The organism is Goodfellowiella coeruleoviolacea (assembly GCF_024171785.1).
GTDB lineage: Bacteria > Actinomycetota > Actinomycetes > Mycobacteriales > Pseudonocardiaceae > Goodfellowiella > Goodfellowiella coeruleoviolacea.
Window position 1 is genome coordinate 1 of the sequence record NZ_JAMTCK010000030.1, and the last position, 16,726, is coordinate 16,726.

Consider the following 16,726-nt stretch of genomic DNA (forward strand, 5'->3'; position numbering starts at 1 on the left):
TGATCGGGCATTCGGTGGGTGAGCTGGCCGCCGCCGTGGTCGCGGGGGTGTGGTCGTTGGAGGACGCCTGCCGGGTGGTGACCGCCCGAGCCCGCCTCATGCAAGCACTCCCCGCCGGCGGGGCGATGCTGGCCGTGGACCGGCCGGTGATCGACGTGCCCGAGAGCATTTCGATTGCCGCGGTCAACAGTCCGACCTCGACTGTCCTTTCCGGACCGGAAGGCGAGATCGACGCGCTCGCCCAGAGGCTGGCTGAGTCTGGTGCGCGGGTGAAGCGGTTGCGGGTCTCGCACGCGTTCCACTCGGCGTTGATGGAACCCATGCTGGCCGACTTCGCCGCGGTGTTCGAGGACGTCGAGTTCCACGAACCGCGGATCCCGGTCATCACCACCAGCGGTGCGGGCGGTGACATCACCACACCTCAGTACTGGGTGGATCAGGTTCGGGCCACGGTGTGTTTCGCCGACGCCGTGCGCGCCGCCATCGCCGACGGGGTGGACACGTTCCTGGAGATCGGCCCGGACGCGGTGCTCACACCGATGGTGGCGGAGGTCGACGACACGGTTGTGGCGATCCCGGCCCAGCGCAAGGACCACGACCAGCTCTTCGACGCGCTGGGCCGGATGTGGCAGCGTGGCTTCGATCCTGAGTGGACCGAGATCCTGCCGCGCGGCGCCCACGCCGACCTGCCCACCTACGCCTTCCAACACCACACCTACTGGCCGGGCCCGGCGCGCTCCACCGGCAACCTGGCCGCGGCTGGCCTGCGCGACACCGGCCACCCGATCCTGCAGGCCTGCGTCCCCGCGGCCGACGGTGACCGCACGGTCTTCACCGGTGTCCTCGCCGCGGCCACCCACCCGTGGATCGCCGACCACCGGGTCCTCGACACGGTTCTCTTCCCCGGCACCGGATTCGTTGAGCTGGCCCTGGCCGGTGGTGCCGCCCTCGACGCGCCCCGGCTCGTCGAACTCACGCTCAGCGCGCCGCTCGTGCTCACCGGCGACGAGCGGCACCGCGTCCAGGTGGTCGTTGGCGCGGTGGACGAGCAGGGCGAGCGCACGGTTGCGATCTTCTCGGCGCCCGACGGTGCGGACGTCGCGGTCTGGACCAGGCACGCCACCGGTCGTCTCGGCGCGGCGTCGTCGGCCGCTCCGGTGCTGCCGTGGCCACCGAACGCGCCGGCGCTGGACGTGGACGGGTTCTACCCGGGGCTGATCGAGGCCGGATTCGACTACGGGCCGGCGTTCCGCGGCCTCACCCGTGCCTGGCGCGGTGACGGCGCGGTCTTCGCCGAGGTCACCCTCGACGAGGGGACCGGCGTCGACGGGTATGCCGTGCACCCCGCCCTGTTCGACGCCGCCCTGCACGCCATGGGCCTGCTCCGCGACGGCGTGCCCGCGACCCGACTCCCGTTCGCCTGGCACGGCGTTCAGGTGCACGCCACCGGCGCCCGCACCCTGCGCGTTGTGCTCACCGAGCAGTCCGACGGCTCGGTCGCACTGCTCGCGGCCGACGCCGAGGGCTCGCCCGTGGCCGAGATCGGCGAACTCGCGCTGCGCCCGGTCGGCCGCGACCAGCTGCTGCCCGTCGCGGGCGGTATCGGCGACGCGCTCTTCGAGGTCGACTGGCAGCCGCTGGACATCGTCGCCGACCCGGGCCGCACGACCGGCGCCTGCGCACTGGTCGGCGAGTGTCCGCCCGGCCTGGCCGACCAGTTGCGCCGCCACGCCACGGTCACCGAGCACGCGAGCCTGGACGAGGTCGGCGCTCCGGACACGGTGCTGGTCTGCTGCCCCGCGCACGGGGGCGATCCCGTCGTGGCGGCGCACGCCGCCGCCGAGTGGGGGCTCACCCTGCTGCGCGGCTGGCTGGCCGCCGACCGGCTCGCCAACAGCCGCCTGGTCGTGCTGGTCCGCGGCGGCCTGGCGCACGCCACGCTCGCGGGACTCGTGCGCACGGCGCAGACCGAGAACCCCGAGCGGATCCTGCTCGTGCACCTGGCGGACGAGACGCTGCCGGTCGAGGCGCTGGCCACCGACGAGCCCGAGATCCTGGTGCGCGACGGCACGGCGCACCGGCGGAGGCTGGTCCGGGCCCGGCCGCCGCTGTCCCTGCCGGCCGGGCCGTGGCGGCTCGCCGCGGGCGATCGCGGCTCACTCGCCGATCTGCGGCTCGCCCCGGTCACCGAGGACCCCAGACCGCTCGCGGCCGGCGAGGTGCGCCTGGCCGTGCGCGCCGCCGGCGTCAACTTCCGCGACGTGCTCATGGCCCTGAACATGTACCCCGGCGAGGGCGAGATGGGCATCGAGGCCGCAGGCGTGGTCACCGAAGTGGCCGACGACGTCACCTGGCCGCGCGTGGGTGACCGCGTGTTCGGCATGGTCAGTGGTGCGTTCGGGGACAGCGCGACCGCCGACGCCCGCTCGCTGGCCCCGGTCCCGGCCGGCTGGTCGAGTGAGACCGCCGCGGCCGTGCCCATCGCCTTTCTCACCGCCTGGTACGCCCTTGTCGACGTCGCCGCGGTCAGGCCGGGGGAGCGCGTCCTGGTGCACGCCGCGGCCGGCGGCGTCGGCTCGGCCGCCGTGCAGATCGCGCGGCTGCTCGGCGCCGAGGTCTTCGCCACGGCCAGCCCAGGCAAGCACGACCACCTCCGCTCGGCCGGCCTCGACGACGACCACATCTGCTCGTCGCGCACGCTCGACTTCGCCGCCGAGATCCTGGCCGCGACCGGTGGGCAGGGCGTCGACGTGGTCGTCAACTCGCTGGCGGGCGGCTTCATCGAGGCCTCGCTGGACACGCTGCCGCGCGGCGGCCGGTTCGTGGAACTCGGCAAGACCGACCCGCGCGACCCCGACGTGGTCGCGGCCGTCCACACGGGAGTCCGCTACGCGCACTTCGACCTGGGCGACGTGCGGCCCGACCGGATCGCCGAGCTGCTGGCCGAGTTCCGCGCCCACTTCGACACCGGTGCGCTCACCCCGCCGCCGCACACGGTCTGGGACGTCACGCACGCACCGGACGCGTTCCGCGCGCTGAGCCAGGCCACCATCGTCGGCAAGGCCGTGCTGCGGCTGGGTCCGCTCTTCGAGCCGGACGAGACCGTGCTCGTCACCGGCGGCACGGGCTCGCTCGGCCGCCTGGTCGCCCGCCACCTCGCCCGCCGGCACGGCGCCCGCCACCTGACGCTGGTCAGCCGCGGCGGCGGGCAGCGACCCGACCTCGACGAGCTGCGCGCCGAGCTGGCCGAGGTGGGCGCCGAACTCACCGTGGCCGCCTGCGACGTGGCCGATCCAGCCGACCTCGACCGCCTGCTGCGGGCGCAGCACCGCCTCGCGGGCGTGGTGCACGCGGCCGGGGTCGTCGACGACGGCGTGGTGGCCTCGCTCGACCCGGCCCGCCTCGCGCCGGTGCTGCGGCCCAAGGTGGACGGCGCCTGGAACCTGCACCGGCTGACCACCGGGCTCAAGGTGTTCGCCCTGTTCTCCTCGGCGTCGGCGGCGTTCGGCAACGCGGGCCAGGGCAACTACGCGGCGGCCAACGCGTTCCTCGACGCGCTCGCCGAGCACCGGCGCGCCCAGGGACTGCCGGCCGTCTCACTCGCGTGGGGTCCCTGGGAGCAGGCGGACGGCATGGCCGCGGCGCTGGGTGCCGACGACCGCCGCCGAATGCGCCGGCTCGGTGTCGAGCCGCTCACCCCCGAGCGCGGCCTGGCGCTGTTCGACGCGGGACTCGGGGCTGAGCCGCCGGTTCTGGTCACGGCCCGGCTCGACCTGGCCGGCCTGCGGCGGCGGGAGCGGGACGTGCACCCGCTGCTGCGCGCGCTGGTCACGCCGGCGCCGCGCCGGGCGGCGGCGGAGACCGCGGCGCCGGAGCGGAACTGGGCGGACCGGCTGGCCGGGCTGGCACCGGCCGAGCGGACCCATCTGCTCACCGAACTGGTCCGCGCCGAGGCCGCGGCCGTGCTCGGGCACGCCTCGGGCGCCGACGTCGACCCCGCGCAGGCCTTCAGCGAGCAGGGCTTCGACTCGCTCACCTCGGTGGAGTTGCGCAACCGGCTCCGCGCGGCCACCGGCGCCGCGCTCGCGCCCGCCGTCGTCTTCGACGAGCCCACCCCGCAGGCCCTGGCCGCGCACCTGCTCGCCCGGCTGGCACCCGCCGAGCAGGATCCCAGCACGGCGCTGCTGCGTGGCCTGGACGCCCTGGAACCCGCACTGGAGGCCGTCACCGCGGCCGGCGGCACCCAGCACGAGGTGGCCGAGCGGCTGCGCCGGATGCTGCGGCGCCTGCACACCACCAGCACCCCGTCGGCCCAGCAGGTGGCCGATCTGGACGACGCCAGCACCGACGAGGTCCTGGCCTTCATCGACAGCGAGTTCGGCGATCTGGCCGAGGACGGAGCCGAGTAGGCCGTGGCCACTGACGAACGCGTCGCCCAGCACCTCGGGGCGGTGCCGCCCGCCGTGCGGGCGGAGCTGTCCACTGTGGACCTCACGGGCGCGGGCACCGACGAGGCCCCGGCCCGCATCGCCTTCATCGACAGCGAGCGCGGCGCTCCCGCGGAGAACGGAGGGGAACAACGTGGCCACTGACGAGCGCGTCGCGCAGTACCTGAAGAAGGTCGCCGCCGATCTGCAGCGGACTCGCCAGCGCCTGAACGAGCTGGAGTCGGCGAACACCGAGCCGATCGCGATCGTGGCGATGGCCTGCCGCTATCCCGGCGGCGTCAGTTCGCCCGAGCAGTTGTGGGAACTGCTCGTCGACCAACGCGACCCGCTCGGGCCGTTCCCGGCCGACCGCGGCTGGGACAGCAGCCGGCTCGGCCCCGAGGTCACCCGCAAGGGCGGCTTCCTGGACACGGCCGGCGACTTCGACGCCGGCTTCTTCGGCATCAGCCCCCGCGAGGCCCTGGCGATGGACCCGCAGCAGCGGCTGCTGCTGGAAACGGCCTGGGAGGCACTGGAACGCGCCGGCATCGACCCGGCCGCGCTGCGCGGCAGCGACACCGGGGTGTTCGTGGGCATCGCCGACCAGCACTACGGGCCGAGGGACGCCCAGGCCCAGGAGGAGGTGATCGGGCACCTGCTGACCGGCACCACCAACAGCGTGGCCTCCGGTCGGCTCGCCTACGTGCTCGGCACCGAGGGACCGGCGCTGTCCGTGGACACCGCGTGCTCGTCGTCGCTGGTCGCCCTGCACCTGGCGATCCGGGCGCTGCGCAACGGCGAGTGCTCGGCCGCGCTGGTCGGTGGCGCCGCCGTGATGTCCGACCCCAGCCTGTTCGTGGAGTTCGCCGAGCAGCAGGGGTTGGCCGCCGACGCCCGCTGCAAGTCGTTCGCGGCCGCGGCCGACGGCACCGGCTGGGGCGAGGGCGTGGCGGTGCTGCTCGTGCAGCGGCTGTCCGCGGCCCGGGCGGCGGGCAACCCGGTGCTGGCGGTGGTGCGCGGCAGCGCGGTGAACTCCGACGGTGCCTCCAACGGGCTGACCGCGCCGAACGGCCCGTCCCAGCAGCGGCTCATCCGGCAGGCGCTGCGCGACGCGGGCCTGAGCGCCGGGCAGGTCGACGTGGTGGAGGCGCACGGCACCGGAACCCGGCTCGGCGACCCGGTGGAGGCGCAGGCGCTGCTGGCCACCTACGGGCAGGACCGCGACGAACCGCTGCTGCTCGGCTCGATCAAGTCGAACATCGGGCACACCCAGGCGGCGGCCGGCCTGGCCGGCGTGATCAAGATGGTGCTCGCGCTGGGCCGCGCGCGACTGCCAGCCACACTGCACGTGGACGCGCCAACGCCCCAGGTGGACTGGACCGCCGGCAAGGTCGAGCTGATCACCCAGGCCCGGGACTGGCCGGAGACCGGCCGGCCGCGCCGGGGCGCGGTGTCCGCGTTCGGGATCAGCGGCACCAACGCGCACGTCATCCTGGAGCAGGCGCCGACCCGGCCCGTGCCGGACGCCGAACCCGCACCCACCGCACCCACCGCACCAGCACCCGCCGTGCACCGGCCGGTCCGCGCGCTGCTGCTGTCCGCCCGCGACACCGCCGCCCTGCGCGCCCAGGGCGGCCTGATCGAGGCGTACGCCCAGGCCCACCCCGACCACGACCTGGCGTCCGCGCTGGCCACCACCCGGGCCCGGCTCAGCCACCGCGCGGTGGTGGTCGGCGCCGATGACCAGACGCTGCTGGCCGGCCTGCGCTCGCTCGCCGCGGGCGAGCCCGACCCGGCCGTGGTCCGCGGTCGCGCCCGCGCGCACGGCAAGCTGGCGTTCCTGCTGAGCGGCCAGGGCAGCCAGCGCGTCGGCATGGCCGGCGGGCTGCGGGCCGCCCACCCCGTCTTCGCCGAGGCGTTCGACGAGATCGCCACCCGCTTCACCGCGCTGCTGCCGCGGCCGCTGGCCACGGCCGTCGACGACCCGGAGCTGATCGACCGCACCCGCTACACCCAGCCCGCACTGTTCGCGGTCGAGGTCGCGCTGTGCCGGCTGCTGGAGTCCTGGGGCATCGTGCCGGACGTGCTGCTCGGCCACTCCATCGGCGAACTGGCCGCCGCGCACGTCGCCGGCGTGTTCTCCCTCGACGACGCGTGCGCGCTGGTCGCCGCCCGCGGCCGGCTGATGGACGACCTGCCCGACGGCGGCGCCATGGCGGCACTGGAGATCGCCGAGGCCGACCTGCCCGGGCTGCTGGCCGAGGCCGGCCACGACGCCGAGATCGCCGCGGTCAACGGGCCGGCCTCGCTGGTCGTCGCCGGTGACGTGGCCGCGGTCGAGGCGATCGTGGCCGCCTGCGCCGCCCGGGGCACCCGGGCGCGGCGGCTGCCGGTCAGCCACGCGTTCCACTCCGCCCGGATGGAGCCGATGCTGGAGCGCTTCCGCGAGGTCGCCGCCGGCGTCACCTACTCGGCGCCGGCCCGGACCATCGTCTCCGCCCGCACCGGGCAGCCGGTCACCGGCGCGGAGATCGGCACCCCGGACTACTGGGTCGAGCAGGTCCGGCACGCCGTGCGCTTCGCCGACGGGATGCGCCGTCTCATCGCCGACGGCTGCACCGGCTACCTCGAAGTCGGCCCGGGCGGGCTCACCCCGATGGCGCTGGAGAACCTGGCCGGCTCGGCCACCCCCGCCGCCGTCGCCGTCGCCCTGCGCCGCGACCAGCCGGAGCCGGAATCGCTGCTGACCGCGCTGGCCGAGCTGTACGTGGCGGGCGCCCCGATCCCCTGGGAACGCGTTGTCGCCGTGCCGGGAGCGCCCCGGCTGGACCTGCCCACCTACCCGTTCCAGCGGGAGCGGTACTGGCTGACCAGCGGCACCGAGACCAGTCACCCGGTGGTGCTCGCCGCCGCGCCGCGCCAGGCCGGCCGCCCCGCGCACCCGCTGGCCGGGCTCGCCCCCGAGGAGCTGAGCCACCGCCTGCTCGACCGCGTGCGCTCGGCCACCGCCGCGGCGCTCGGCCACCGCGACCGCTCCGCGATCGACGCCGACCAGGCCTTCGCCGAGCTGGGCATGGACTCGCTGAGTTCGGTGCGGATGCGCGACATGCTGGCGCAGGACACCGAACTGGTGCTGCCCAGCACGCTGGTCTTCGACCACCCCACCCCGGCGGCGGTGGTGGCGTACCTGCGGGACGAACTGCTGGGCGGCGCCGAACGGGTCGTGGTCCGCCGCCGGGCCGCCGTCGACGACCCGGTCGTCATCGTGGGCATGGCCTGCCGCTTCCCCGGCGGCGTCCGCGACCCCGAGGACCTGTGGCGGCTGGTCCGCGACGGCACGGACGCGGTGGGCGCCTTCCCCACCGACCGCGGCTGGGTCACCGCCTCGCTCGGTGACGACATCGCCCGGCGGGGCGGCTTCCTGGACGCCATCGCCGACTTCGACGCCGGGTTCTTCGGCATCTCCCCGCGCGAGGCGCTGGGCATGGACCCGCAGCAGCGGCTGCTGCTGGAGACGGCCTGGCAGGCGCTGGAGCACGCCGGCATCGACGCGGCCGACCTGCGCGGCAGCCGCACCGGCGTGTTCGCCGGTGTCGCCGGATCCGACTACGCGGAACTGCTGACCGGGCTGGCCGAGACCGAGAGCTACGTGATGACCGGCAGCGCGGCCAGCGTGGTCTCCGGCCGGCTGTCCTACGTGCTGGGGCTGGAGGGGCCGTCGGTCACCGTGGACACCGCGTGCTCGTCGTCGCTGGTGGCGCTGCACCTGGCGGTGAAGGCGCTGCGCGAGGGCGAATGCGACCTGGCGCTGGCCTCCGGGGTGACGGTGATGTCCACACCCGCCGGCATCTCACTGGTGTCGCAGGTGGGCGCGCTGGCCGGGGACGGGCGCTGCAAGGCGTTCAGCGACGACGCCGACGGCACCGGCTGGGGCGAGGGCGTCGGCGTGGTCGTGCTGCAGCGGCGCTCCGAGGCGCTGCGCGCCGGCCACCGCGTCCTCGCCACGGTGGCCGGCACCGCGATCGGCTCCGACGGCGCCTCCAACGGGCTCACCGCGCCGAACGGCCCCGCGCAGCAGCGGGTCATCCGGGACGCGCTGGCCGACGCCGGCCTCGGCCCCGCCGACGTCGACCTGCTGGAGGCGCACGGCACCGGCACCGCGCTCGGCGACCCCATCGAGGCGCAGGCGCTGATGGCCACCTACGGCACCGACCGCGCCGAGCCGCTCTGGCTCGGCTCGCTCAAGTCCAACATCGGGCACACCATGGCGGCGGCCGGCATCGCCGGGGTGATCAAGGCGGTGCTCGCGCTGCGGCACGCGACCATGCCCCGCACCCTGCACGCGGACCCGCCCAGCTCCAAGATCGACTGGTCGCCTGGCACGCTGCGGCTGCTCACCGAGCAGCGGGAGTGGGCCGACCCGGGCCGGCCGAGGCGGGCCGCGGTGTCCGCGTTCGGCATGTCCGGCACCAACGCCCACGTGATCCTGGCCGAGGCGGACCCGGCCGACCCGGCGGAGCGGCCTCGGGAGTCGCCCGACGCCGGGCTGGTGCCGCTGGCGCTGTCCGGGCGCACCGCCGACGCGCTGCGGGCCCAGGCCGCCCGGCTGGCCGCGTACCTGGTCGAGCACCCGGACGTGCGGTCGGAGGCCGTCGCGCGGGCGCTGCTGCGCCGCACCGCCTTCGAACACCGCGCGGTGGTGGTCGGCGACGACCGGGACCGGCTGCTCGACGGGGTGCGGGCGGTCGCCGAGGGCCGCACCAGCGACGACGTGGTGTCCGGGGTCGCGACGGCGTTCGACCGGGGACCGGTGTGGGTCTTCCCCGGCTACGGCGCCCAGTGGGACGGCATGGCGGTCGAACTGCTGGACACCGCGCCGGTCTTCGCGGCCCGCTGGGCGGAGTGCGACGCGGCGTTCGCCCCACTGCTCGGCTGGTCGATCACGGACGTGGCGCGCGGCGCCGCGGTGCCGGAGGACGTGCCGGAAGTGCTGGTCAACCAGGCGCTGCTGTTCTCCATGATGGTGTCGCTGGCCGCGCTGTGGCGCTCCTACGGCGTCACGCCGGCGGCGGTCATCGGCAGCTCCCAGGGCGAGGTCGCCGCGGCCTGCGTCGCCGGGGTGCTCTCCCCGTCGGACGGCGCCACGATCCTGGTCCGCCGGGTCTGGCGCGCGGTGGCGTTGAGCAACCCCGGTGCCCTGGCCTCGCTGGCCGCCCCGGTCGCCGACGTCGAGTCGTGGCTCACCCGCTTCGCCGGCGCCGTGGAGATCGGCGTGGTGAACAGCCCGCGCGCGGTCACCGTCAGCGGGGACCAGCACGCCGTCGAGGACCTGGTGGCCGAGGCCGTCGGGCGCGGTGTCCGGGCACGCCTGATGCCGGCCACCTACGCCTCGCACTCGGCGCACATGGAGCTGCTGCGCGACGACGTGGTGGCCGACCTGGCCGGTGTCACCCCGATGCCGGGGACCGTGCCGTTCTTCTCCACGGTCACCGTGGACTGGGCCGAACCCGGCCAGCTGGACGGCGAATACTGGTACCGCAACATGCGCCAACCGGTTCAGCTCGCGCCCGCGGTCACCGCGCTGCTGGGCCAGGGCTTCACCAGCTTCCTCGAAGTGAGCGCGCACCCGCTGCTCGTCGGGCCGATCACCGAGACGGCCGAGGAGGCCGGCGTGACCGCCGTGGCCACCGGCAGCCTGCGCCGCCAGGACGGCGGGCCGCGCCGGATGCTGGCCTCGCTGGCCCGACTGCACGTCGAGGGCGTGCGCAGCGACCTCGGCGGGGCGTTCACCGGCGGCGAGCCCCCCGTCGACGACCTGCCGACCTACGCGTTCCAGCGCCGCCGGTTCTGGCCGGCCGAGACCGACCGGCCGCGCGGCACCGGTGACCCCGCCGACGACCGCTTCTGGCAAGCCGTGGTGGACCACGACGTCGACGGCGTCGCCGCCACCCTCGGCCTGGCCGACCCGGCCGCCCTGGACGCGGTCGTGCCCGCGCTGGCCGACTGGCGGCGCAACCGGCACGAGCGCGCCCAACTGGAGTCGTGGCTGTACCGCGTCGACTGGACACCGCTGCCGGCCGCACCCGGTGGCCGCCTCGTCGGGACCTGGCTGGTGCTGGTCTCCGCCGGCCAGGACAACGGGCCGGCGGTGGACGTCGTCCGCGACCGGGCGGACCGCACCGTGGTGCTGGAGATCCCCGAGCCGGGACCGGACACCGGCGCTGACGCGGCGGCACTGGCCGGCCTGATCCGGGACGCGGTCGGTGCCGACGCGCTGGCCGGCGTGCTCTGCCTGACCGGCCTGGACGAGCGGCCGCTGACCGCCTACCCCGACGTGACCCGGGGCGCCGCCGCCCTGCTCGTCACCGTCCGGGCCCTGCACGTCGCCGCGGAGACGGCCCCGCTGTGGTGCGCCACCCGCGGTGCCGTGGCGGTCGACCCGGCCGACGGCCCCGCCGCGCCGCTGCAGGCCATCGTCTGGGGGCTGGGCCGCTGCGTCGGCCTGGAACACCCGAGGACCTGGGGCGGCCTCATCGACCTGCCCGTCGCGTGGGACGCGGACACCGCCGCGCTGGCCGCCACCACGCTCGCCCGCACCGACGGCGAGGACCAGGTCGCGATCCGGGCCGGTGGCCGCTACGGCAGCCGGATGCACCGCGCCCCGGACATCGCCGCCACCCCCGGCTGGAGCGCCGCAGGGGCGACGGTCCTGATCACCGGCGGCACCGGCGCGCTCGGTGGGCACGTGGCCCGCTTCCTGGCCGGTGCGGGCGCCCGCCGGATCATCCTGACCAGCCGGCGTGGCGCGGACGCGCCCGGCGCCGAGGAGATCCTCGCCGAGGTGCGCGCACTCGGCGCCGAGGCGGTCGCCGTCGCCTGCGACACCGGCGACCGGGCCGCGGTGGCCGCGATGCTGCGCGACGTGCAGGGCGACGGCGTGCTGATCGACGCGGTCATCCACGCGGCCGGCGTCGGCGACGGCGGCCCGATCGAGCAGGCCGAGGTCCACCAGCTGGCCCGGGTCTCCGGCGGCAAGGTCACCGGCATCATCAACCTGGAGGCCGAACTCGACCCCGCCCAGCTGAAGGCCGTCGTGTACTTCTCGTCCGGCGTCGCGGTCTGGGGCGCCGGCGACCACGGCGTGTACGCGGGCGCCAACGCCTACCTCGACGCGCGGGCCGTGCGCCGCACCGCCGAGGGCGTGCCCACCTGGTCGATCGCCTGGGGGCCGTGGGCCGGCGCGGCCGGCATGGTGTCCGTCGAGGTGTACGACACGCTGCGGCGCAGCGGCCTGCCCGTGATGGACCCGCTGGCCACCGTCCGCACCCTCGGCCGGGTGCTCACCGGCGCCGGCGGCGCGCTGCTGGTCGTGGAGATCAACTGGGCGGACTTCGTCTCGGTCTTCACCTCCCAGCGGCCCAGCCCGCTGCTGGCCGACCTGACCGGCGCGCTGGCGTCCCCGGACGCCGGCCCTCGGACCGGGTCCGGGCTGGCCGAGCGGCTCGCGGGCCTCGACCCCCAGGCCCGCGCGGCGGCCGTGCGCGACGTGGTCCACCAGCAGGTGGCCGCGGTGCTCGGGCACACCGGCACGGACGCCGTCGACCCCGGGCGCGCGTTCTTCGAGATCGGCTTCGACTCGCTGACCGCGGTCGAGCTGCGCGACCGGCTCGTCGCCGCGATCGGCGTGCCGCTGCAGAGCACGCTGATCTTCAACCACCCCAGCGTGGACGAACTCACCCGCCACCTCGACCAGGAGGTGCTCGCGACCCAGGCCGCGCCGGCCGCGCCCACCGTCATCCGGGCCGCCGTCGCCGACCAGTCCGACCCGATCGTCATCGTGGGCATGGCCTGCCGGTTCCCCGGCGGCATCGACACGCCGGAGCGGATGTGGCAGGCGCTGGTGGACGGCGCCGACATGGTCGCCGGGCTGCCGGAGGACCGGGGCTGGCCGCTGGGCAAGCTCTACGACCCCGACCCGGACACCCCGCACCGGACCTACGTCGAGCTGGGCGCCTTCCTCTACGACGCGGCCGAGTTCGACCCCCGCTTCTTCGGCATCTCCCCGCGCGAGGCGGTCACCATGGACCCGCAGCACCGGGTCGTGCTGGAGGCCTCCTGGGAGGCGCTGGAGCGCAGCGGGATCGACCCGCGCTCGCTGCGCGGCAGCCGCACCGGCGTCTACCTCGGCATGACCCACCAGTTCTACGGCGAGCGCATCCGCGCCGGCGGCCCGGAACTGGAGGGCTACCTGGTCACCGGCGGTGCCGCCGCGGTCGGCTCGGGCCGCGTCTCCTACGTGCTCGGCCTGGAGGGCCCGGCCATCACGGTCGACACCGCCTGCTCGTCCTCGCTGGTGACGCTGCACATGGCGGCCCAGGCGCTGCGCGCCGGCGAGTGCGACCTGGCGATCAACGCGGGTGTGGCGGTGATGTCCGACCCCACCTCGTTCCTGACCTTCAGCCGCCAGCGCGGCCTGGCCCGCGACGGCCGGTGCAAGCCCTTCGCCGCGGCCGCCGACGGGTTCGGGCTGGGCGAGGGCGCCGGCGTGGTCGTGCTCGAACGGCTCTCCGACGCCCGCGCCAACGGCCACCCGGTGCTGGCGACGGTGCTCGGCTCGGCCGTCAACCAGGACGGCGCGTCCAACGGCCTGACCGCGCCCAGCGGACCTTCCCAGCAGCGGGTGATCCGGGCCGCGCTGGCCAACGCGGGGCTGGACACCGCCGACGTCGAGCTGATCGAGGCGCACGGCACCGGCACCAAGCTCGGTGACCCGATCGAGGCGGAGGCGGTGCTGGCCACCTACGGGCAGGGCCGCACCGAACCGGCCTGGATGGGCTCGTTCAAGTCGAACGTGGGCCACACCCAGGCCGCCGCGGGCGTGGCCGGCGTCATCAAGTCGGTGCTGGCCCTGCGCAACCAGGTGATGCCGAAGACGCTGCACGTCGACGAGCCCACCCCGCACGTCGACTGGGCCGCCGGTGACGTGCGCCTGCTGACCGAGGCGCGTCCGTGGCCGCGGGGTTCGCGGCCACGCCGGGCGGCGATCTCGGCGTTCGGCATCAGCGGCACCAACGCCCACGTGGTCCTCGAAGAGGTCCCGGCCGACGAACCGGACGACCGCGAGGCCATCCCGGCGCTGCCGGTGCCGGTCGTGCTCTCCGCGCGGACCCCGGAGGCGCTGCGCGCCCAGGCCGGGCGGCTGCGCGAACTGCTGGCCGAGCCCGGCGCGATCCCGCTGGACGTCGGCTACTCCACGGTGGTCACCCGCAGCGTCTTCGAGCACCGGGCGGTCGTCACCGGCCACGACAGCGCCGAACTCGTCGCGGAGCTGACCCGGGTGGCCGGCCGGACCGGCCCGGTCCCGCCGGACGCGACGGGCAGGGTCGCGTTCCTGTTCACCGGTCAGGGCGCGCAACGGCCCGGCATGGGCCGCGCGCTGCACCAGACCTTCCCCACCTTCGCCAAGGCCTTCGACGAGGTCTGCGCGGAGATGGACGGCCTGCTCGGCCGGTCGCTGCGCGAGGTCGTGTTCGACGACGCCGACGCGGTGCACCGCACCGAGTACGCGCAGCCCGCGCTGTTCGCCTACGAGGTCGCGCTCTTCGCCCTGGTCCGCTCCTGGGGGCTGACCCCCGACGTGCTGGCCGGGCACTCGATCGGTGAGCTGGCCGCCGCGTACTGCGCCGGCCTGTGGTCGCTGCCGGACGCGTGCGCCGTGGTGGCCGCGCGGGGCCGGTTGATGCAGGCGCTGCGGGCGCCCGGCGCGATGGCGGCGATCGAGGCCACCGAGACGGAGGTGCGGGCCGCGCTCACGGCCGACGGCGACGGCGTCGGCATCGCGGCCGTCAACGGCCCGAAGGCGGTGGTGATCTCCGGCGCCGAGGACCGGGTGCTTGCGCTCGCCGCGACGTTCACCGCGGCGGGCACCCGCGTCAAGCGACTGGCGGTCTCGCACGCCTTCCACTCGCCCCTGATGGACCCGATGCTCGACGACTTCGCCCGGGTGCTGGCCGGGATCACCTTTGCCGAGCCGGAGATCGCCCTGGTCAGCGGGTTGACCGGGCAGGTGGCCGGCGCGGAGGTGCGGACCGGCGACTACTGGGTGCGCCACGTCCGGGAAGCCGTGCGGTTCGCCGACGCGGTCGCCACCCTGAGCGAGGCGGGCGCCGGCGTGTTCGTGGAGATCGGCCCGGACGGCGTGCTCACCGGAATGGCCGCCACCTGCCTGCCCGACGACACCACCGCCGTGCTGGCCGCCACCCAGCACCGCGATCGGGAGGAGACGCGCACCCTGGTCGCCGGGCTGGGCCAGCTCTACGCCCGCGGGGTCGAGGTGGACTGGGTGAGCTACTTCGAGGGTGTCGGCGCCCGCCGCACCGCCCTGCCCACCTATCCGTTCCAGCGGGAGAGCTACTGGCTGCACACCGAGGTGCCGGGAGTCGACGACGACCAGGACGACCGCGGCGCGCTCTACGAGCTGCGGTGGATCCCGGCGCCCGAGGCACCCGGGGCCACCGGGCTGCCCGCCGGTGACGTTCTCCGGATCGACCTGCCCGCCGTTGCCGGCGAGGTGGGCCCGGCCACCCGGACGGCCGTGCTGGACACGCTGACCCGGGTGCGGGCGCTGCTCGCCGACGAACAGCAGGCGGACAAGCGCATCCTGGTGCGCACCGAGCGGGCGGTCAGCATCGGCGACGAGCCGATCGACCCGGTCCGCGCGGCAGCGCGCGGCCTGCTGCTGTCCGCGCAGCTGGAGCACCCGGGCCGGCTGATCCTCGTCGACACCGACGATCCCGGCGACGTGGACCCGGCACTGCTGCGGGCCGACGAACCCCAGCAGGCGCTGCGCTCCGGCATGCTCCTGCTGCCCCGGCTGACCCGGATCGCCGCGCCCGCGGCGAGCCGGACACCCGAGCCCGGGCCGACGGGCACGGTGCTGGTCACCGGCGCGACCGGGGCGCTGGGCGCGCGGCTGGCCGTGCGACTGGCCCGCACCGGCCGGGCCGCCCGGCTGCTGCTGGTCAGCCGCAGTGGCCCGGACGCGCCCAACGCGCGGCGGCTGCTGGCCGAGATCGCGGCCACGGGCGTGCCGGCCGAGCTGGTCGCCGCGGATGTCGCCGACCGGTCGCGGGTGGACGAACTGCTGGCGGCGGTTCCCGCCGAGCAGCCGCTGACCGCGGTGATCCACGTGGCCGGGGTCAACGACGACGCCGCGTTCACCGACCTCACCGCCGAGCAGGTGACGACCGTGCTGCGGGCCAAGACCGACGCGGCACTGGTCCTGCACGAGGCGACCGCCGCGCTCGACCTGACGCACTTCGTGCTGTTCTCCTCCGCGGTCGGCTCGCTCGGCGGCGCCGGGCAGGCCAACTACGCCGCGGCCAACGCGTCGCTGGACGCGCTGGCCGTGCGCCGCCGCGCGGCCGGGCTGCCCGCGACGTCGCTGGGCTGGGGCCTGTGGGACACCGACGACGGCATGGCCGGCCGGCTGCGCGAGGTGGACAAGCTCCGGGTGGCCAGGGCCGGCATGCTGGCGCTCACCCCCGACGAGGGCCTGGACCTGTTCGACCTCGCCTGGGACAACCCCGGCCGGGACACGGCGCCGGTGCTGCTGCCGCTGCGGATGGACCCGAAGACGATGGCGGACAACGCCGCGGCGGGCACGCTGGCGCCCGTGCTGCGGTCGCTGGTGCCGGCGCCCTCGGTCGCGGCGCGGCCGACCACCCCGGCGGTGGCCGCCGACCCGGCGCCGGGCTGGGCCGCGATGCCCGGGGCGGACCGGCGCCGGCGGCTGCTGGAGCTGGTCCGCGACCAGGCCGGCCTGATCCTCGGCCTGCCGCCCGAGGCGTTCCTGGACAACAAGAAGCTGTTCCGGGACTTCGGCTTCGACTCGCTCACCGGCGTCGAACTGCGCAACGCGGTCGCCGCGGCGGTCGGGGTGCCGCTGTCGGCCGCGATGGTCTTCGACCACCCCACGCCGGACGAACTCGTCGACCACATCGAGGACCAGATCCTGCGCCGGGCCGCGCCGACGGCGCTGCCGGTCCTGGCCCAGCTCGACCAGCTGGAGGCCGCGGTCGCCCAGCTCGACCCGGCCGCCGAGATCCGCCGCGAGGTCGAGTCGCGGCTGCGGGACCTGGTCACCGCCTGGAGCACGCCGGTCGCCGCCGTCGCGGCCGGTGTGGGCCCGGCCGGCGCGACCGTCGACGACCGGCTCGCCGAGGCCAGCGACGACGACATCCTCGACTTCATCCGTAACGAGTTCGGCAAGCAGTGACGCGTACCAGCCCGACCAGCGG

Annotated in this window: 2 protein-coding genes and 1 pseudogene; all 3 read left to right on the top strand. The window is 75.8% G+C overall.

Annotated elements, in window-relative coordinates; genetic code table 11:
• Positions 1-14: 14 nt before the first annotated feature.
• A complete protein-coding gene (locus LX83_RS36580) occupies positions 15-4,409 on the top strand; it encodes an SDR family NAD(P)-dependent oxidoreductase (RefSeq protein ID WP_308204126.1) in 4,395 nt (1,464 codons plus the stop codon).
• 3 nt (positions 4,410-4,412) lie between these two features.
• Entirely contained in the window at positions 4,413-4,592 is a 180-nt protein-coding gene (locus tag LX83_RS36585; RefSeq protein ID WP_253780498.1) for a hypothetical protein, read from the top strand.
• Between the two features lie 28 nt (positions 4,593-4,620).
• A pseudogene (locus LX83_RS36590) lies at positions 4,621-16,704 on the top strand (type I polyketide synthase); the annotation flags it as partial.
• Between the last annotated feature and the right edge of the window lie 22 nt (positions 16,705-16,726).